The 18,268-nt window shown below is 70.2% G+C and carries 13 protein-coding genes and 2 pseudogenes; 6 read left to right on the top strand and 9 right to left on the bottom strand.

Features of this window, described 5'->3' with window-relative positions; all coding sequences use genetic code 11:
* Positions 1-102 precede the first annotated feature (102 nt).
* Positions 103-1,310 (bottom strand): annotated as a pseudogene (locus ET495_RS00630) (amidohydrolase).
* On the bottom strand, positions 1,307-2,428 hold the full coding sequence (locus ET495_RS00625) for a mannose-1-phosphate guanylyltransferase (protein ID WP_129201794.1): 1,122 nt from the start codon (positions 2,426-2,428) through the stop codon (positions 1,307-1,309). Before ET495_RS00625 ends, ET495_RS00630 begins: the two are co-directional and overlap by 4 nt.
* Before the next feature lie 339 nt (positions 2,429-2,767).
* Here ET495_RS00625 and sdhC point away from each other — a divergent pair, with 339 nt between their 5' ends.
* From sdhC to ET495_RS00605, 4 genes are read left to right on the top strand one after another with little or no spacing between them, the layout of a single operon-like run.
* Positions 2,768-3,106 (top strand): succinate dehydrogenase, cytochrome b556 subunit, encoded by a 339-nt coding sequence (gene sdhC / locus ET495_RS00620; RefSeq protein ID WP_342770174.1) that lies wholly within the window; start codon positions 2,768-2,770, stop codon positions 3,104-3,106.
* Entirely contained in the window at positions 3,106-3,561 is a 456-nt protein-coding gene (sdhD, locus tag ET495_RS00615) for a succinate dehydrogenase, hydrophobic membrane anchor protein (RefSeq protein ID WP_129201790.1), read from the top strand. The genes sdhC and sdhD overlap by 1 nt, the downstream gene beginning before the upstream one ends.
* A gap of 15 nt (positions 3,562-3,576) precedes the next feature.
* Positions 3,577-5,412: a succinate dehydrogenase flavoprotein subunit gene (gene sdhA / locus ET495_RS00610; RefSeq protein WP_129201788.1), complete on the top strand. Its 1,836-nt coding sequence runs from the start codon at positions 3,577-3,579 to the stop codon at positions 5,410-5,412.
* Positions 5,412-6,164: a succinate dehydrogenase iron-sulfur subunit gene (locus ET495_RS00605; protein WP_129201786.1), complete on the top strand. Its 753-nt coding sequence runs from the start codon at positions 5,412-5,414 to the stop codon at positions 6,162-6,164. The genes sdhA and ET495_RS00605 overlap by 1 nt, the downstream gene beginning before the upstream one ends.
* 65 nt (positions 6,165-6,229) lie before the next feature.
* On the opposite strand, the gene ET495_RS00600 is transcribed toward ET495_RS00605, so the two are convergent.
* The 5 genes from ET495_RS00600 to ET495_RS00585 all read right to left on the bottom strand — a co-directional run bounded on the left by ET495_RS00600 (position 6,230) and on the right by ET495_RS00585 (position 13,417).
* On the bottom strand, positions 6,230-6,883 hold the full coding sequence (locus ET495_RS00600) for a class C sortase (protein WP_211340879.1): 654 nt from the start codon (positions 6,881-6,883) through the stop codon (positions 6,230-6,232).
* Positions 6,880-7,248 (bottom strand): hypothetical protein, encoded by a 369-nt coding sequence (locus ET495_RS17985; RefSeq protein ID WP_211340878.1) that lies wholly within the window; start codon positions 7,246-7,248, stop codon positions 6,880-6,882. Before ET495_RS17985 ends, ET495_RS00600 begins: the two co-directional genes overlap by 4 nt.
* Positions 7,249-7,412: 164 nt before the next feature.
* Positions 7,413-8,978 (bottom strand): SpaH/EbpB family LPXTG-anchored major pilin, encoded by a 1,566-nt coding sequence (locus ET495_RS00595; protein ID WP_129201784.1) that lies wholly within the window; start codon positions 8,976-8,978, stop codon positions 7,413-7,415.
* Between the two features lie 11 nt (positions 8,979-8,989).
* Complete coding sequence (locus ET495_RS00590) at positions 8,990-11,587, bottom strand: Ig-like domain-containing protein (protein WP_162616317.1); 2,598 nt, start codon at positions 11,585-11,587, stop codon at positions 8,990-8,992.
* 582 nt (positions 11,588-12,169) lie between these two features.
* Positions 12,170-13,417 carry an IS256 family transposase gene (locus ET495_RS00585; protein WP_129201780.1) on the bottom strand — a complete coding sequence of 416 codons (1,248 nt, stop codon included), beginning with the start codon at positions 13,415-13,417 and terminating at the stop codon, positions 12,170-12,172.
* Between the two features lie 833 nt (positions 13,418-14,250).
* On the opposite strand from ET495_RS00585, the gene ET495_RS00580 reads away from it, so the two are divergent.
* Both ET495_RS00580 and ET495_RS19285 read left to right on the top strand, forming a co-directional pair.
* Positions 14,251-14,706, top strand: coding sequence for a hypothetical protein (locus ET495_RS00580; RefSeq protein WP_129201778.1), 456 nt, complete (start codon positions 14,251-14,253; stop codon positions 14,704-14,706).
* Positions 14,706-16,640 (top strand): annotated as a pseudogene (locus ET495_RS19285) (hypothetical protein); the annotation flags it as partial. The gene ET495_RS00580 and the pseudogene ET495_RS19285, both read left to right, overlap by 1 nt.
* 183 nt (positions 16,641-16,823) lie before the next feature.
* On the opposite strand, the gene ET495_RS00570 reads toward ET495_RS19285, so the two are convergent.
* Together ET495_RS00570 and ET495_RS00565 are read right to left on the bottom strand one after the other, a co-directional pair.
* Entirely contained in the window at positions 16,824-17,672 is an 849-nt protein-coding gene (locus ET495_RS00570) for a YihY/virulence factor BrkB family protein (RefSeq protein WP_245993532.1), read from the bottom strand.
* Positions 17,673-17,720: 48 nt separating this feature from the next.
* Positions 17,721-18,263 (bottom strand): 2'-5' RNA ligase family protein, encoded by a 543-nt coding sequence (locus ET495_RS00565; protein ID WP_129201772.1) that lies wholly within the window; start codon positions 18,261-18,263, stop codon positions 17,721-17,723.
* Positions 18,264-18,268 lie beyond the last annotated feature (5 nt).

The following is an 18,268-nucleotide window of genomic DNA, read 5'->3' as shown; positions in this document are numbered from 1 at the left end:
CGATCCGACACCCCCGGCTCGTCGGTCGCGCTGCTGACTCCCCGTTCGTGACCCAATCGCAACCCGCTGGTCGTCATCGCGGTGGCGCCCGGCACGCCGGGTTCACTCGGCCTGGAGCAGCACCCCTGCGGCAAGTCCGGCCAGCAGCCGGACGCCGAAACCGATTGCCCGCTCGTCGACCACCAGGTCGCCCTGGTGCAGGTCGTACCGCCGGCCGCCGGGCGTGCCCGTGCCCAGGCGCGCCATGGCGCCGGGCACCTTGGTGAGGTACCAGGCGAAGTCCTCCCCGCCGAGCGACTGCTCGGTCAGCACCACGCCGGCCGGCCCGACGACGGCGCGCGCCGCGGCCTCGATCTCGGCCGTGACGTCGTCGTCGTTGTCGACGGGGGCACGCCGCGCGCGTGGTGCACGGTCACGTCGACCTCGTACGGGGCGACGACCTGCTCGACGGCGTCGTGCAGCACCTGCCCGGCGCGTTCCCACGCGCGCACGTCGAGGCAGCGCAGGGTACCGGCGACGGAGCCCGTCGACGGGATGGCGTTGTGGACGTCGCCCGCGTGGACCGACCCCCAGGTGAGGTTGACGCCCGAGCGCGGGTCGAGCCGGCGGCCGAGCACGCCCGGCACCTGCGTGATGACCTGGCCGAGGGCGTACACGACGTCGCCCGTCAGGTGCGGGCGCGAGGTGTGCCCGCCCGACGACGACACGGTCACCGACACGGTGTCGGAGGCCGAGGTGATGGGGCCCATGCGCGTGCCGACCTGGCCGACGTCGAGCTTGGGCTCGGCGTGCAGCGCGACGACGCGGTCGACGCCGTCGAGCACGCCCTGCGCCAGCACGTCGTGGGCGCCGCCCGGCTGGACCTCCTCGGCCGGCTGGAAGATGAGCCGCACCGGGCGGGCGAGCAGTCCGCGCGCGTGCAGGTCGGCGAGCACGAGCCCGGCACCGAGCAGCACGGTGGTATGCAGGTCGTGCCCGCACGCGTGCGCGACGTGGGGCACGGTCGAGCGCCACTCGCTGTCGCAGCGGTCCTCGACGGGCAGGGCGTCGAGGTCGGCGCGCAGCCCGAGCCGCGGCAGCGGCTCACCGTCGGGGGCGTGCTCGGGGCCGATGTCGCAGTACAGGCCCGTGACCAGCATGGGGTGCGGGGTCAGCCCGGCGGCGCGCAGGCGTTCGAGCACGACCGCCGTCGTACGCACCTCGGCGCGGGAGACCTCGGGGTGGGCGTGCAGGTCGCGGCGGAACGCGACCAGCTCGTCGTCGAGCGCCGCGGCGAGCCCGGCGACCAGGTCCCGCACCGACGCGGTCACAGCAGGTCGTCCAGCCCGCGTTCGCGCAGTGCGTCGACGAGCGACTTGACCTGCTGCGCCCGCGAGCGCGTGGTCACCAGCAGCGCGTCGGGGGTGTCGACCACGACGAGGTCGTCGACGCCGAGCAGCGCGACCACGCGCCCCGACCCGGGCACGACGACGTTGCCGCCGGTCTCGATCCGCACGACGTCTCCCGCGACGCCCACGACCTTGTCGCCCGCGCCGTCGAGGCTGGGCAGCAGCGCGGCGAGCGAGTTGAAGTCGCCGACGTCGTCCCACCCGAACGTGCCGGGGACGACGGCGACGCCGCCCGACGCGGCGACGGGCTCGGCCACGGCGTGGTCGATCGCGACCTTCTCGAGGCCCGGCCACACCCGGTCCATGACCTCGCCGCGCTGCGGCGTGTCCCACGCGGCCGCGATCTCGCGCAGGCCCGCGTGCAGCGCCGGGCGCAGCCGCTCCAGGTGCCCGAGCAGCACCGAGGTGCGCGTGACGAACATCCCCGCGTTCCAGCGGTACTCCCCCGAGGCGAGGTACTCGCCCGCGGTGACGGCGTCGGGCTTCTCCGTGAAGCCGCGCGCGTGCAGCGCGGTCGGGGCGCCGTCGATGCCGAGCGGCTGACCGCTGCGCACGTACCCGAAGGCGACCGACGGGCGGGAGGCCGCGATGCCGACGGTCACGACGTACCCGGCGCGCGCCGCGACGACGGCCTCGCGCACGGCCTGCTCGAACGCGGTCTTGCCCGAGACCACCTGGTCCGCGGCGAACGAACCGACGACGACGTCGCCGTGACGCTGCTCGAGCACCGCGGCCGCCAGCCCGATGGCGGCCATCGAGTCGCGCGGGAGCGGCTCGGCGAGCACGGCGTCGTCCGCGAGGCCGGGGAGCTGTTCGCGGCAGGCGGCGACGTGGCGCTGCCCGGTCACGAGCACGACGCCGTCGGTTCCCGCGACGGGGGTGAGCCGGTCGACGGTGGCCTGGAGCAGGCTGCGGCCCGAGCCGGTGAGGTCGTGCAGGAACTTGGGGGCGCCCTGGCGCGACACGGGCCACAGGCGGGTGCCGGCGCCGCCTGCGGGGACGATCGCGTAGAAGTCGTCGATGACGGCGCTGCTGGTCATGAGGGCAGCATAATGAAGCGTGCGAACCCGGACCGGGCCGCGGGTAGGCCTGGAGGTGTCACACCTTCCGCCATTCGAGGTGACGAGTTCCCGCGATCGCGACAGCAAGGCTGTGGAATGGATCACAAAACGCCCGTCAGCCGGTGACGGCGGCATGGACGCCGGTGAGACCGCCGAACGGATGTCACTACAGTGACCAAAGACGGTCAGCACCGGGGCCTCGTCGTGGCCGGCGGGTGCGGGCCGTGGCGCAAGCCCGGATACCGAACATTTTCACTGACCGGAGGCTCCACCGTGCCTGACGCTCCCGGCGGCACGCTCTACCGCGGCCGCGAAGGCATGTGGTCGTGGGTCGCGCACCGCGTGACCGGCGTCCTCATCTTCTTCTTCTTGCTCGTACACGTGCTGGACACGGCTCTGGTGCGAGTCTCCCCCGAGGCCTACAACCAGATCATCGGGACGTACCGGCACTGGATCATGGGGCTGGGCGAAGCGGGCCTCGTTGCCGCGGTCGTGCTGCACGCCTTCAACGGTGTCCGCATCATCCTCGTCGACTTCTGGGCCAAGGGCCCGCGGTACCAGCGCGTGATGCTGTACGTCGCTCTCGGCCTCTTCGTGGTGACGATGGCGGGCTTCCTTCCGCGCCACCTCATGAACGTCTTCGGAGGTGGGCACTGATGACTTCCCTCGAGATCGAGTCCCCGCGCAGCCCGTACACGCGCCGCAAGACGACGCGCTCGAACTACGAGCTGTACGGCTGGATCTTCATGCGCGCCTCGGGCGTGCTGCTCCTGGTGCTGATCTTCGGCCACCTGTTCGTCAACCTCATGACCGGTGACGGTGTCCACTCGATCGACTTCGCGTTCGTCGGCGGCAAGTGGGCCAACCCGTTCTGGCAGGTCTGGGACCTGCTCATGCTGTGGCTCGCGATGCTGCACGGCACCAACGGCGTGCGCACGGTCATCAACGACTACGCGTCCAAGGACGGCACGCGCCTGGTGCTCAAGGCGCTGCTCTACTTCGCCTGCGTCGTCGTCGTCGTGCTCGGCACGCTCGTGATCTTCACGTTCAACCCGTGCCCGCCCAACGCACCGGCCGAGCTGCTCTCGCAGACCGTGTGCTTCCCGAGCTGAGACCGAGGACCTTTGATGCAGACACACCAGTACGACGTCGTCATCGTCGGCGCGGGCGGCGCGGGCATGCGCGCCGCGCTCGAGGCCTCGAAGGACGCGCGCACCGCCGTCATCTCCAAGCTCTACCCGACCCGCTCGCACACGGGTGCGGCGCAGGGCGGCATGGCCGCCGCCCTCGCGAACGTCGAGGACGACAACTGGGAGTGGCACACCTTCGACACGATCAAGGGTGGCGACTACCTGGTCGACCAGGACGCCGCCGAGATCCTGGCGAAGGAGGCCATCGACGCCGTCCTCGACCTGGAGAAGATGGGCCTGCCGTTCAACCGCACGCCCGAGGGCCGCATCGACCAGCGCCGATTCGGCGGCCACACACGCCAGCACGGCGAGGCCGCCGTGCGCCGCGCCTGCTACGCGGCGGACCGCACGGGCCACATGATCCTGCAGACGCTGTACCAGAACTGCGTCAAGCAGAACGTCGAGTTCTACAACGAGTACTACGTGCTCGACCTGCTCACGGACCACGACCTGACGACCGAAGAGCTGCCGGACGACGTCGAGGTCAACGCGACCGGCGTCGTCGCCTACGACCTGGCGACCGGCGAGATCCACGTGTTCCAGGCCAAGGCGATCATCTTCGCCACGGGCGGCGCCGGGAAGATCTTCAAGACGACGTCCAACGCGCACACCCTCACCGGTGACGGGATGGCGCTCGCCTACCGCCGCGGCCTGCCGCTGGAGGACATGGAGTTCTTCCAGTTCCACCCCACGGGCCTGGCTGGCCTGGGCATCCTGCTGTCGGAGGCGGCCCGCGGCGAGGGCGGCATCCTGCGCAACGCCGACGGCGAGCGCTTCATGGAGCGCTACGCCCCCACCATCAAGGACCTCGCGCCGCGCGACATCGTCGCCCGGTCGATGGCCAACGAGGTGCGCGAAGGCCGGGGCGCCGGCCCGAACAAGGACTACGTGCTGCTCGACCTGACGCACCTGGAACCGGCGCACATCGACGCCAAGCTCCCGGACATCACCGAGTTCGCCCGCACCTACCTGGGTGTCGAGCCCTACACCGAGCCCGTCCCGGTGTACCCGACGGCGCACTACGCGATGGGCGGCGTGCCCACGAACCTGCTGGGCGAGGTGCTGCGCGACGGGCACAACGTCGTCAAGGGCCTCTACGCGGCCGGCGAGGTCGCGTGCGTGTCGGTCCACGGCTCCAACCGCCTGGGCACCAACTCGCTGCTCGACATCAACGTCTTCGGCAAGCGCTCCGGGCGGGCCGCCGCCGCGTACGCGAAGACGGTCGATGCGCACCTGCCGTTGCCGCAGGAACCGGCGGCGGCCGTCGTCGCACAGCTTGAGGAGATGCGCTCGCGGCCCGACGGCGAGCGCGTGGCCGACCTGCGCAGGACGCTCCAGGAGACCATGGACGCCAACGCCCAGGTGTTCCGCACGGGCGACTCGCTCAACGAGGCGATCGCCGTCATCAAGGACCTCCAGAAGCGCTACCGCAACGTCTCGGTCCAGGACAAGGGCACGTTGTTCAACACGGACCTGCTGGAAGCGATCGAGCTGGGCTTCCTGCTCGACATCGCCGAGGTCACCGTGCTGGCGGCGCTCAACCGCAAGGAGTCGCGCGGCGGCCACTACCGCGAGGACTTCCCCAAGCGCGACGACGCCCACTACATGCTGCACACCATGGCGTACCGTCGCCCGCCGTCGGCCTCCGACGTCGCCGACGGTCACGTCGAGGGCTACTTCGACCACGTCGAGAACCTCGACGGCTACAAGGTCGTGCTGGGCTCCAAGCCCGTGATCCAGACCCGCTACGAGCCGATGGAGCGGAAGTACTGATGACTGCTGTCGCCGAGGCCCCTGCGAAGGTGGGCGAGGTTCCCTCGTTCACCGTCACGCTCAAGATCCGTCGCTTCAACCCCGAGGTCAGCGCCGAGCCCACCTGGCAGGAGTTCCAGGTCCTGGCCCACGGCACCGACCGCATCCTCGATGCCCTGCACAAGGTCAAGTGGGAGCAGGACGGCTCGCTGACGTTCCGCCGCTCGTGCGCGCACGGCGTGTGCGGCTCGGACGCCATGCGCATCAACGGCCGTAACCGGCTCGCGTGCAAGACCCTGCTCAAGGACGTCAACCCTGACAAGCCCATCACGGTCGAGCCCATCAAGGGCCTGCCCGTGGTCAAGGACCTCGTGGTCGACATGGAGCCGTTCTTCGCCTCGTACCGCGAGGTGATGCCGTTCCTCATCACGTCGGGCAACGAGCCGACGCGCGAGCGCCTCCAGTCGGCCGCCGACCACGCCAAGTTCGACGACACGACCAAGTGCATCCTGTGCGCCGCGTGCACGTCGTCGTGCCCCGTGTTCTGGACCGACGGGCAGTACTTCGGCCCGGCCGCGATCGTCAACGCCCACCGGTTCATCTTCGACAGCCGTGACGAGGCCGGGCAGCAGCGCCTGGACATCCTCAACGACAAGGAGGGCGTGTGGCGGTGCCGCACGACCTTCAACTGCACCGAGGCATGCCCGCGCGGCATCCAGGTGACGAAGGCGATCCAAGAGGTCAAGCAGGCGATGATCCGCCGGGCGTTCTGACCCGGCGTCGATGCTCGCGTGAGCCGCTGACCTCGCCAGGTGCGAGGTCAGCGGCTCGCGTCGTCTCAGGGCACGGCGCCGCGCGCGGCCGCGAGGGCGGCCGTCGAGGTGCTGACTGCCGCCGAGGCGGCGGCCGCGCGGCGTCGTCGTGCCGCTCGACGCCGGAGGCGGGCACCGGTCGGGCGCCGTGACCGCTGATACCACGCGACGTTTCCCAGGGTCGCGACGGCGTAGGCGACGGCCCACCAGGGGAACCGCGGGACGTCGGGTGAGCTGCCCAGCGCGGCAAGATCGTCGGCCGGGGTCGGCACGACACGCTCCCCGGTGACGAGGATGCGCTGGGTGTTGATCCCCAGGGGGGTGCACGTCACGAGCGTGACCAGGTCCTCGCGGGGAACCGGCCGGATCTCCTCCGTGGAGTGGGGTTCGATGACGGCGATGTCGATGACCCGGTAGGCCAGCACCCGGCCGAGGACCTCGATGACGAAGGCGTCACCCTCGTCGACGCGGTTGAGGTGGGTGAACATGGTCGCGCTGGCGAGCCCGCGGTGCGCCGTCAGCACGGCGCGCGTGCCGGGGCCGCCGACAGGAAGGGATGTGCCTTGCAGGTGCCCTGCCCCTTTGAGCAGGGTCGCGTCGCTCGTGCCGTGGTAGACGGGTAGGTCGACGTCGATCGACGGGATGCGCAGACGCGCGAAGGGCCCGCTCGAACGGATCATGAGCTGCGACCAGTAGTCGAGCCCCCGCCGGACGTGCCTGTGCCCTCGGCGAGGTTGCGGCCCTCGGCGAGCAGCGCACCTGACTGGAGCCGGGAGTTGTACTCGTGCGCGGCCGCCAGGATCTCTTCGCGTCTGGCCTGCGCCGTGGCCTCGGACTCGCGCGTCTGGTCACGCACCACGTTGGACTGGTTGTACTGGTAGACCCACGACGCGGCCGCCGGGTACAGCATGAACGTGAGACCGACCTGGACGAGGACTGCGACGGCGACGCCCAGCGCGACCGGTCGTTCGCGCGGAGCCCGGAACGGGTGGCGGGGCGGCGTCCGTCGTCGGACGCGTTTCCAGAGCGAGGTGTGCGTCGTCACTGCAGGTGCCGCTCCTGTCGTCGGCAGGCGTCCGTGGGGACGCCCGCAGGGGGCGCGGACTCCACTGTCCCCGCCCCCTGCGAACCGCTCCCCTCCGCCTCCCCCGTGGCGGCCCCCGGGGCGGGAGCGTGAGTCACCACCTTCCCGAGGCTTTGTGTGGTGCGTCAGGACGACGCCTGATCGCGTCGCCGGCGCACGACGGCGAGCACGACGCCGAGGCTGATCAGCGAGCCACCCAGGACGAGCATGGTGATGATGCCCGAGGCACCCGTCACCGGAAGGGCAGGCAGGTCGCCGTCCGACACGTCGATCTGTTCGTTGACGATCTTAAGGAAGGGGCTGCCCTCATTCAGGTCAGCGATCTTTTTGACCGGCCACTCCTTCACACCGGCATTCTTGTACCCGAACGGGGTGGACGTCTCGTACACGCAGTAATAGCCCGCGGGGATGGTGAAGGTGTCGGTCTCTCCCGTGCTGCCGGACGTGAGGCCCTTCACAATTTCGGTACCATCCGCCGGTTCTTGATCTGCGCAGCCCTCGTCGCCCATCTCGTACACGGCGAAAACGGCACCGGCGAGCGGGAACTCAGTGGAGTTGTCCTTCGCCATCCCCTTCTTGAGCAGGTACGCACCGACGTGGATGTCAACTTCATCCACCACCTTCGGGCTCGAATTATCGTCCGTCGACTTTTCGTTGATGGTGATCGTCGCCATGTTCTCCGTCGAACCCGAAGCGAGGACTTTGGTTGTGATCGTCAACACGAGCTTGCCGCCGATGTTCTGGCTAACCACACTGAGCCCGTTCTCCACAAGAGCGAGCACAACTTCCGCTCCGCCGACCCCGCTCGGGGCGGTCAGGGTGTAGTCATCGTCAACGAAATCGACCACGTAGCCGTCTTTGTCGGTGAGCGTGAAACTCGCCCCGGTGTACGCCAGGTGGTCGCCGAGCTGGTCGGAGATGACGAACTTGGTGTAGGCCTTGTCCTTGCCGAGCGCGTTGATCGGGACGGTGATGTCGAAGGACACCGTGTCACCGGCAACTGAGGCCTCCTTGGTGGCCCCCGACCCGACAATCACGTTCTTCGGGTAGATCACCGGGTTGTAGTTCCAGGCGGCCGCCTCCCCCGTCCCCGTCCCCGGGTAGGGGATGGTGAGGAACGTGGGAGCGGCGCGATAGAGCGCGCCGCTCGGAAGTTCCGATTCGTAGACGACGTAGGCCTTGTACGCGGGCAGTCCGACAAAGACCGCCTTGCCCGTCCCATCGGTGGTCGCTTCGTCCTGTCCGCTCACCAGGTCGCAGTCAAACTCAGTCGCGTCCATCGTGACCGCTGGTGTGCCGTCCGTGTTGACGGCGACGGTGAACTTCTTGAGCGTCTCCCAGTCTTCCGCGCGCATCAGGTCGATGTCCTCAACCTCGCAGACGCTGAACCCGGCTCCCGCGACCGCAGTCAGGGCGTCCGCTATGTCATCGATCGCCTGACCGTTCTGCGGGGCGAGACTCTCGTCGGGGAGCTCGTACTTGTACACCGTGATCGAGCCGTGCGTCGTGTCATCCTCCTGGGCGACGGCCGTCACGGCCCCGCCGAGCACGATCGCCGTGGCGCCTGCGAGCGCGATGCCCCGTGTCCGTCGTGAATGTGTTGTTCTCACAGCGCTTCCCCTCATCGTCAGGTACCTCTCCGCGACGTCGGCCGCGGCGTCGTCATCCGGGGCGGGCTGCAGGCAGCCCACAACGTGTCTCGTCAATACATGACCTCCCGTGACCTCCGGGGGCGTGTGATCGCGAGCCACCGCCAGAGGGCGGCACCCGCCGCCGCGAGCAGCACGCCCGCGCCGGAGGCGGTGAAGGCCCAGCCGCCGAGCCCGCCCGTGATGGGCAGCGCCGGGACGTCGTGGAAGCCCGCGACGATCCGGTACCCGTGCGGCTTGCCCTGCTCGACTGTGACGGCGCCCGTCACGGTGAGCCAGCAGTTCTCGGACGCGTCCGCCGGGCTCGTGATGTGCGCCTGGCAGGACACCGTGCTGGTGTCCAGCATCTCGATCCGCTCGACCGCGAGACCCGCGGGGACTCGTGCCGTCAGGTCGTGCTCACCGGGGCGCGCTGCGTTGACCGGCGTCGTGTGGTCGAGCGAGACGGCACGGAACCCTCCGGACTCGGAACTCGTCAGCGACCACCCCGGCGGCGGGTTCACGGTCTCGCCGCTGAGGCCCACGGTCACCAGCGCTGTGTGCGCAGTCTGGTTCGTGACGGCGCACCCGATGGGGGCTGCGACGTCGGCGGCGCGCCCGACCGTGATCGTCGCCGCATCCGGGTCGAAGATGCCGGCGGGGAGCGCCGTGCCATTGGCGTCGGTGCACACGATGCCGCGTTGTGTGTAGCGGGCGGCGGCGTCGTCTGGTTGCGGATCGGTCCGCAACCGTTCGGCAATCGTGTAGGTCGCTTCGCGCTGGAGCGACGCACCCCCACCGCTGATGACCACCGGCTGGCCGTCTTCCGGCGTCGCGATGATCTCCCAGTTGGTGAGGTCCGGCGCGGGGACGCCCAGCGGCGGAGTCTCCATGGGCGCGATCTCCTTGGCCCCCGTGACAAGGACGGTGGCGGAGAAGAGGAGCTCACACGGGGCCGATAGGTTGGACTCGTTGCCGACGGCGTCCGTCGCTGTCACGGCCACGGTGTAGGTGCCGTCGCTCAGCGGAGGGTCGAACGTATACGACCAGGAGCCGTTCTCGCCCACCACGGCAGACCCGATCAGCGTGCGCGGATCACCGCCGCTGTAGACACGCACCGTGGCGCCCGCCTCGACACCCGCGCCCGACACGGAAGCCGGGTTGAGAATCGGTGGCGCCGGGCACGTCATGGTCGGCGGTGCCGGCTCGTCGTTGTCCACGGTGAATGTCGCGCCCCATGCAGCGGGTGAACCGCTCCGCGGGTTGGACGGTCCGCTGGTGACCAGATTCGCCGTGGTCCGCACTGTCTGGAACGCGACAACGGTGTACTGGCCGCTTTCGAGCGCGTCCGTCGTCGTGAACGACCACCTCCCATCGTCGCCGACGACGACGCACTCCCCGGGCTCGCAGGCGTTCGACCCGTCCGTCAGTATGACCAGGTTCTCTGCGTCAACGTCGGTGATCGTCTCTCCGGTGCCGCGCTTGAGCGTGATCGTGTGACCTGGTAATCCTGTCCCCGAAATCGTGACACCGTCCACGCCCCGTTCGACCCACGGGTCCGCGGGTGCCTCGATGAACGGCGGAGGCGGTTCGCTGTAGAAGACCCAGGCTGCCAGCCACGAGGCGTCCGCGGCCGCGTCCGTCATGGTGCCGTCGGCCGAGAAGAGATCCTCCTCCGTGTAGGAGAGGGCGGGCGCCTGGGCAGTTGCATCCGCATTCGTGACGGTCTCGGGGTCACGGGATTCCGGCCAGACGACGAGCTTGTAGAAGCCCGTGCCCCCGGCGCCACGGAAGTCGACACTGCCGTCGGTGCCCACCTTGTCCGTCAGGCCGGGCGTGCTTTCCGCGCTGCCGCGAGCGAGACGACCCGAGACGTTCATCACTCCGTCGGGACGGGTAAAGTTGTCATGGGGCTGGAACCCCGAGAGTCGGGTGGGACGGGTGTTGATCGACTGGACCAGGCTGCCGTCCCTGTGCACCCACGCATACCAGAAGGAGTCGACAACGGAGTTGGCCGGGCCTTCCGTCATCCCGCCGAAGGCAGGGCTGACGACGTCGACCCAGAGGCTCCGAGGGGGCAGCACCCCGGATGGCAGGCCATTGAGCCCGCGGTCGAGACTCGCCTCCCAGTAGAAATCCCCCCCGTGCCAGAGGTCCTCTACCGCACCTGCAGTTTCAATTGTGCTGACAATCGGGCCTTGGGTGTTCCAAGGGGCAGGGTTAGGGTCAACGGGTGAATATGCGGCAACATGTGTCGTCGCGGGATTATCTAACCACTCTTGGCCGGACCCGTAGCCGAAGTACCAGTTCATCGTGGCCCCAGATGCGATCACATTGACCGTCACAAATCCCCGCACGCTGACGGTAAGGTCGAAATGATCGCCGACCGCGACGATCTTGTGGATCGTGTACTGGGCGCACTCCATGGGTCGCTTCATGATCCACGAATCGTCCACCACCGACCCCAAAGTGTTGGAGTAGTTGAGTTCAACCCTTTGCACATCAAGTGGGGGAGTCCGCGCAAACCCGATCACGAACTTCTTCCCATGGACTTCGCGGAGTTCGCCAGTCTGGCCGTCGATGTAGTCCTGGGGAATCCTCACTACGAAAGACGCACGGAACCCCGAAAGACTGCCGATCTTGTCCGCGAACGCCAATTCCTCGATGAACACGGGCGCATCCTCGTTCGCAGCGCTCGCCGACTCCGCCTGCGGCCAGACCACGCCGGTGGCTGCCACCGCCAGGGCAAGGGCTACTGCGCCGATCTGAACGACGCGACGGCGTACGCGGGACGTCGCCCGGCGCGCGCCCGCACGCGCCACGCCGCCGCGCCGCGCCACCCCCGGCGCTGAGGGACGCTTCGAAGTCCTCGAATACATCATCCGCCTCGCTCCGCATCGAGCCGCGCGTCCGCGGACCGTCTACCCGACCGTTACGACGCACCCGGTCGCGAAACCTCACCGCCTCTCCCGGTGTCACCGGGGAACCGCCCATATCAAGGGTCTCGCGTGCGGAAGAGGCATCGTCGTGCTCGCGCGAGATTCAGGTGTCTGGGAGCGCTCCCAGGCGTAAGGGTCCGGGCTCTTCCGCGGCATTGAGGGGCTCACCGCGTACACGTCAGGTTCGTTGCGCTCTTCGACGTGCCGTGGCTCGCGCCGGACCGCGCGGGCACCTCCCGGCCGTGCCGGGCGTGGCACCGGTCAAGCCCCAGCAGGTGGTGTAGCGCGTTGTGATCCTTCGTCGTGTCGGTCAGGTCAGGCGGCGGCTCCGAGGGTCAGCGGCTGGGCGGGGACGACGTCGGTGGAGACGGCCAGAGGGGTGCGTGCCTTCTTGAGGGCGTCGAGGGAGAAGTAGCGGCGCCCTTCGGCCCACTCGTCGTGCTGTTCGGCCAGGACGGCGCCGACGAGCCGCACGATGGCGTCACGGTTAGGGAAGATGCCCACGACGTCGGTGCGACGGCGGATCTCCTTGTTGAGCCGTTCGTTGGGATTGTTCGACCAGATCTGTCTCCAGATCTCCTTGGGGAACGCGGTGAACGCGAGGATGTCGGCGCGGGTGGCGTCGAGGTGGTCGTGCACGTCGGGCAGCGGGGTGGCGACCATGTCGAGGAGCTGGTCGAACTGCGTGGTCACCGCCGCGGGGGTGGGCTGGTCGTAGACAGAGTGCAGCATCGCCTTGACGGCCGGCCAGGACGCCTTGGGGCACACGCTCATGAGGTTCGCGGCGTAGTGAGTGCGGCAGCGTTGCCAGGTCGCTCCGGGCAGGTTCGCCGCGATCGCTTCGACCAGGCCGCGGTGGGCGTCCGAGGTCACCAGGCGCACCCCGGTCAGGCCGCGGGCGACGAGGTCGGCGAAGAACTCGTTCCACGCCGCGCCGGTTTCCGAGGTCACCACGCGGGTGCCGAGGACCTCACGGTGCCCGTCACCGTTGACGCCCGTGGCCACGAGCACGACGGCGTTGATCACCCGGCCGGCCTCACGGACCTTCATCGTCAAAGCGTCCGCGGCGACGAAAGTGAACGGGCCGGACTCGTCCAGCGGGCGGTGGCGGAACGCGTCGACCTGCTCGTCCAGGTCGGCGGCCATGCGGGAGACCTGCGACTTCGAGAGCCCGTCGATCCCGAGGGTCTTGACGAGCTTGTCCATCCGGCGCGTCGAGACGCCTGCCAGGTAGCAGTCCGCGACCACGGTGGTCAGGGCGGACTCGGCCCGCTTGCGGCGCTCGAGGAGCCAGTCTGGGAAGTAGGTCCCCTCGCGCAGCTTGGGGATCGCCACGTCGATCGTCCCGACCCGGGTGTCCAGGGGCCGGTGCCGGTACCCGTTGCGCTGTGTCGTGCGCTCGGGCGAGCGTTGGCCCCACTCGGCGCCGACGACCGTGTCGGCGTGCTCGGAGAGCAGGGCGTTGATGATGTTGCCCAGCATCGTGCGCATGAAGTCCGGGGAGGACTCGGCCAACGCTTCGTGAAGCAGGCGGGCAGGGTCGATCATGTGAGGTGCGGTCATCGCGGGTACTCCGTTCGAGCGAACTTGGGAAGGTTCAACTCGAAGGATCACGCGGTGGCCGCCTCTCATCTCCCGGCTGTCACGCCGGCGACGGCCACCTGGCCGACCTACACCACTCTGCGGGACTCAACTGTGGCACCAGGTACGCGCCATCGACCGGTCCCGCCCTGGAGCCCCACGGAAGGTCGCGCGATGCCCCCGGCGGCCCTGACTGGCCCTGAGCGGACGCATGCCGAGCGGCCAGGTCAGAGCCGTTCGCCGTCAGACGGTCCACCTCGAGGTAGGCGGCGCGCGCTCGCCTGGAGTCGAGCCCGATGCGGAGTGGCAGCGGCAGCACCGCTCGCGCCCCACCGGCCCCGCCCGGCACCGTTGCCGTTCTGCCGGTGGGGCACGAGCGCCCCCGTGGCAGCAAGTCTCTCCGGCGTGGCCTGCGCGCGCCGTGCGGTGAGGCCCGCTCCTGCCGTCTCACGTGACCACCTGCGGCCGGGCCCGTACCGCTTCCGCCTCCCCGGCGAACCTGTCACGCCTGGGTGGGTACTGCCCGTGGCGCAGACGCGACGACGTCGCCGCCGCCGACTGCCCCCTCCAGACCGGCCGCATCCGCCGGCGTTCGACCACCCGCTCCTCGCCGGAGCGCTGCCCGGCGACGGCGGACCCTCGGCCGGAGACCCTTGCCCGGCCGACTCGCAGCGCACCGGTGCCGGACGCCACACGCACGCTCGTAGATACGTAGCGAGGGCGCCACCGATACGTAGTTGGTGGCCTCTGCCTGACATCCCCGGCCACCTACAAGTAAGGATTAGGTACAAATCGCGAGAGGGGCTGGTGTCTGGATGAGCAGCCTGACTGCCGCACTGGCAGGCCAACTGTCCAAGGGGATCAGCGTCGAGCTGGTCGGCAGACCGTGCTCGGGTCGCAGCGACGCGACAGAGCGGGTCGCCGAACGACTGCAATCGAGCGGTCAGCGCACCGTCCAGGTCGCCGGCGTCGGCGCGATGCGCGACCGCCCGCTCGGGGCACTGCTGACCAGGTTCCCCGAGCTGGTGGGCAACATCACCGTCGCGAACGCCGTCACGGTGCTCGGCGACGAGGTCGCCTCACACGGAACCCTGCTGGTCGACGACGCGGACGACCTGGACGACCTGACCATCGGCGTGATCGCGGCGGTGCGCGCACAGCGCCCGGTGTCCATGCTCGTCGTCCGGCGCACCGGGTCGCAGCCGACGTCGGCACTGCGTGCCCTGCTCGCCGCGCTCCAGCCGTCCGTACGACGCACGGTCCCCCGCTGATGCTCGGCGAGCTGCGCACGATGATCGAGGAGCTTCTGGGCGGGCCGGTCGACTCCCGCACCATGGCACGGATCGCCACCGACTCGGGCGGGCTGCCCGGACTCGCGCGAACCGTCGCACTCGTCGGGGCGGATGCCGGCCTCATCTGCCCGGTCAACGGCAGCTGGACGGCCCCTGGGGCCCTCTGGTCCGCGCAGCTTGCCCCCGTCGCGGAGTCGATGCTGATCGACGCGAGCCCCGAGGACCTCGAAGCCCTGGCGCTCATCGCCATCGCCAGCCCGTTGACCGTCGACAACCTCAACGGGCTCGTCCCGACCGACGGCGTGGAACGCCTCAGCGCGCTCGGGCTCGTCGACATCATCGACGGCCCCGGCGGAGGCGTCGTCGGCGTCTACCCCCCGCTCGTCGGCGAGTACTTCGCGCACGAGAGCACCCGCTCGCGCCGGGTGACCGTCCGCGAACGCCTCCTGAGCGCTCACCTCGTGCTCCCGCCCGCCCTGGCCGTCGACCAGCACCCCCCTCAGGCGGTGGTCGACACGATCCGCAGCCACACGCTCGCCGAACACCTGTCCGCCGTGACCCACCACTGGCTGGCGACCTGGGAGGCGGACCGGCTCCCGGCGTCCGCCGAACAGCTCCTGCGCGCGATGATGACGTCGTCGTCGGACATCGTGGACCCTGCCGAGGTCTACGACCTGACGGACGCGGCGCTCGGATCGGAGAACGAGTTCGCCGAGCTGGCCGCCTGGTACGCCCTCCACCTGGCGTTCAGCCGCCACGACATCGCCAAGGCCCACGAGGTGCTGCGCGACGCAGCCACCCGGTGCCCGCGCTCGCGGGGCCACCTCGCCGCCGTCGGCCAGCACCTGGAGCTCACGCTCGAGCGCGTCCCTGCCGATCTCACCTGCGCGGCGGCCGGTGAGCTGCCGCTCTCGGCCGAGGCGGTGTCGGGCATCACCATCGACGCCGACCTCACGCTGGGGCGCACCACGTCGGCCCGGGCAGCACTCGACACACCGGCTCCGCACCACCCGATCTTCGTCGGCCACCGGCAGTTCTCCAGCGACCTCGCGTGCGTCCTGGGCGGCCAGATCGCCGAAGGCACCGCCCAGGCGCTACGGAGCCTTGAAGCCGGCCGGCACCATCGCGCACCCGAGGCGATCCAGGCCCACGGATACGCCGTCGCCCTCGGCCTCGCGCTCCAGGGACAGCTCGACGAGGTCAAGCGTGTCACCTCCTCGATCCTCACGATGACGTCGCGGTCGACGCTGCACGCGCACTACCGCTCCGGGGTCCAGGGGATCGCCGAGGCGCGCGAGCGCTGGCTCGGCGGACGACCGCCGTCCGCACCCCGCGACGCGGACGACGGCCCGCACGTCAACGGGCCGCTGCCCTACATGGCGCTGGACCTCGACTCCGAGGCCGACGACTTCGGTGAGGCGATGTGGGCCCGTGCCGACGATGCCGCTGCCCGCGACTACGTGGTCGCGTCCGCGTTCTACGCCGTCGACGCCGCCGAGGCGTTGCCCGACCCGGCCCGGATGACCTGCCTGCTCCCGCGGTTTGCCCACGTCGAGAGCCCGGTGGTGCGCGCGCTCTGCGAGCTCGCCCAGGCCACGGCCACACGCGACCTCGGGCGGCTGCGCCAGGTCGCAGCGACGATGAGCGACCTAGGTGCCTGGCTCTACGTCGCGCGCGCCGGCGTGGCCGAGGCGCTCATCCTGCGCGCGGCCGGTGAACGGCCCGCCGCCGCGCTCCAGGCCTCCCGCACGTGGACTCTCGTCGAGGAGACGACCGGCGGGATCGAAGGGCTCTTCGCGCCGCTCGTTCGTGCGGTCGACCTGTCGCACCGAGAGCTGGAGATCGCGTGCCGCGTCGTGGCAGGGGTCGCCACGAGCGAGGTCGCGAACGAGCTGGTGCTCAGCGTGCGCACCGTCGAGCACCACCTGTTCAACGTGTACCGCAAGATCGGGATCGACAGCCGCGAGCAGCTCCGGCGCGCGTTCGCCACGTGGTTGAGGGGCCCTGCGCGCGCGATGCCGGGCACCTCCCCCGGACGCTGGCGCCGCCCGGCCCGCCACCGCACCCGCCGGGCGGCGACGCTCCGCCGGGCCTGGTCACGCCGCGCGCGCTCGCGGCGGGTCGTGCAGCCACGCGCACGCCAGGAGGAGGACGCGCGCGAGGAAGTTGACGAGCACGAGGATCGTGACGATCGCCGCGAAGGGTGCCAGCAGCGCGTTGGCGCCGGCCGAGCCGACGATGACCGACGTGCCCACCCAGCGCAGCGCCCCGGCGACCAGCCCCGTGGCGACGCTTGCGACGACGAGGTCGCGCCGCGCGGGCCGCGCTCCCCCGACCAGCCACACGATCGCCGCCACGACCACGGCATCGAGGACGACGCCGACGGCGGCACCGCCGACCCGCACCGCCCACACCGCAGGCTCGCTCCCGCCCAGGGCCGACTCGACGACGGCGCCCACCGAGTGGGAGGCGACAGACGCCACCGCGGAGGCGAGCATCCCCACCCCGAGGACGGCGAACCCCGCGAGCTGCCACAGGCGGGCCGCCACGGGGTTGCCCTGCGCGGGTGGGATGTCGAACATCGCCCGCACCGAGGCCCGTAGGGCCCCCATGACTCCGAGCGCCGACACGAGGAGCACGACGACGGCGATCACCGTCGTCCACGTCAGGCCGCCGCGCAACAGGAGCGCATCGGGTGGAACCAGGTCTCCGGGTTCGGTGCCCACGAGTCCGGGCACCCAGGTGTCGACCTGGTCGAGCACCGCGGCGCGCAGCGCATCGTTCGCGCCGAGCGACGCCGAGAACACCGTCCACCCCAGAGTCAGCGCCGCGAACAGCGAGAAGAGCGCCGAGTAGGCGATCCCGCCGCAGAGCTGCGCACCGCTGCGTGCCCCGTACCAGGACAGGGCACGTCCGGGGCGCGAACCGACCCACCGCTGACGCACCTGCGCGACGACCGGAGGGAGCCCCACCAGGCCGACCCTACGGACGCGTCACTCGGCGCGCAGGTCGAAGGAGCGCTGCGGGCGCCACACGCCGTCGTCGCCGTGCTCGTAGAGCCACAGGGCAGTGACGTCGAACGTCGCGTCGAAGCCCGCCATCTGGGTGAACGCCCGGTCCAGCGCGGCGTCCGGCACCTCGTGCGCGACCGTGACGTGCGGGTGGTAGTTGAACCGGGAGTCCTGTGCCAGAACCCCGGACCGAGCGGCCTGCTCAAGCTGCTCGCACTCGGCGATGCCCTCGACGACGTTGACGAACACGACGGGCGACACGGGACGGAACGTGCCGGACCCACGCAGGTGCAGCCGGAACACGGGCGACTCGCCCGCCACCTTCTCCAGGTGCTCGCACACGGCCGGCAGCACGGCCTGGTCGACGACGGTCGGCCCGACGACCGTGATGTGCGGCGGGATGGTGCTGGCCTGGGTGTCGCCAAAGCTCCGTCGCGCCTCTTGAAGGTGGGCGGCCCAAGGGTCCGGCACCGCGATGGAGATGCCGATCCGCGCCTGTGCGGGCCCCCGCTCGGGGAGATGCACGTCCG

It is taken from the genome of Xylanimonas allomyrinae, from assembly GCF_004135345.1.
Taxonomy (GTDB): Bacteria; Actinomycetota; Actinomycetes; order Actinomycetales; family Cellulomonadaceae; genus Xylanimonas; species Xylanimonas allomyrinae.
Note: the sequence above shows the minus strand (reverse complement) of the source record. Positions and strands in the feature narration are given on the sequence as shown.

Excerpts from the sequence above, each read along its gene's own strand:
- ET495_RS00600 (WP_211340879.1), bottom strand. The coding sequence starts at position 6,883 with ATGATCCGTTCGAGCGGGCCCTTCGCGCGTCTGCGCATCCCGTCGATC.
- ET495_RS00625 (WP_129201794.1), bottom strand. The coding sequence starts at position 2,428 with ATGACCAGCAGCGCCGTCATCGACGACTTCTACGCGATCGTCCCCGCA.
- ET495_RS00605 (WP_129201786.1), top strand. The coding sequence starts at position 5,412 with ATGACTGCTGTCGCCGAGGCCCCTGCGAAGGTGGGCGAGGTTCCCTCG.
- ET495_RS00580 (WP_129201778.1), top strand. The coding sequence starts at position 14,251 with ATGAGCAGCCTGACTGCCGCACTGGCAGGCCAACTGTCCAAGGGGATC.
- ET495_RS00585 (WP_129201780.1), bottom strand. The coding sequence starts at position 13,417 with ATGACCGCACCTCACATGATCGACCCTGCCCGCCTGCTTCACGAAGCG.
- sdhC (WP_342770174.1), top strand. The coding sequence starts at position 2,768 with ATGTGGTCGTGGGTCGCGCACCGCGTGACCGGCGTCCTCATCTTCTTC.
- sdhA (WP_129201788.1), top strand. The coding sequence starts at position 3,577 with ATGCAGACACACCAGTACGACGTCGTCATCGTCGGCGCGGGCGGCGCG.
- sdhD (WP_129201790.1), top strand. The coding sequence starts at position 3,106 with ATGACTTCCCTCGAGATCGAGTCCCCGCGCAGCCCGTACACGCGCCGC.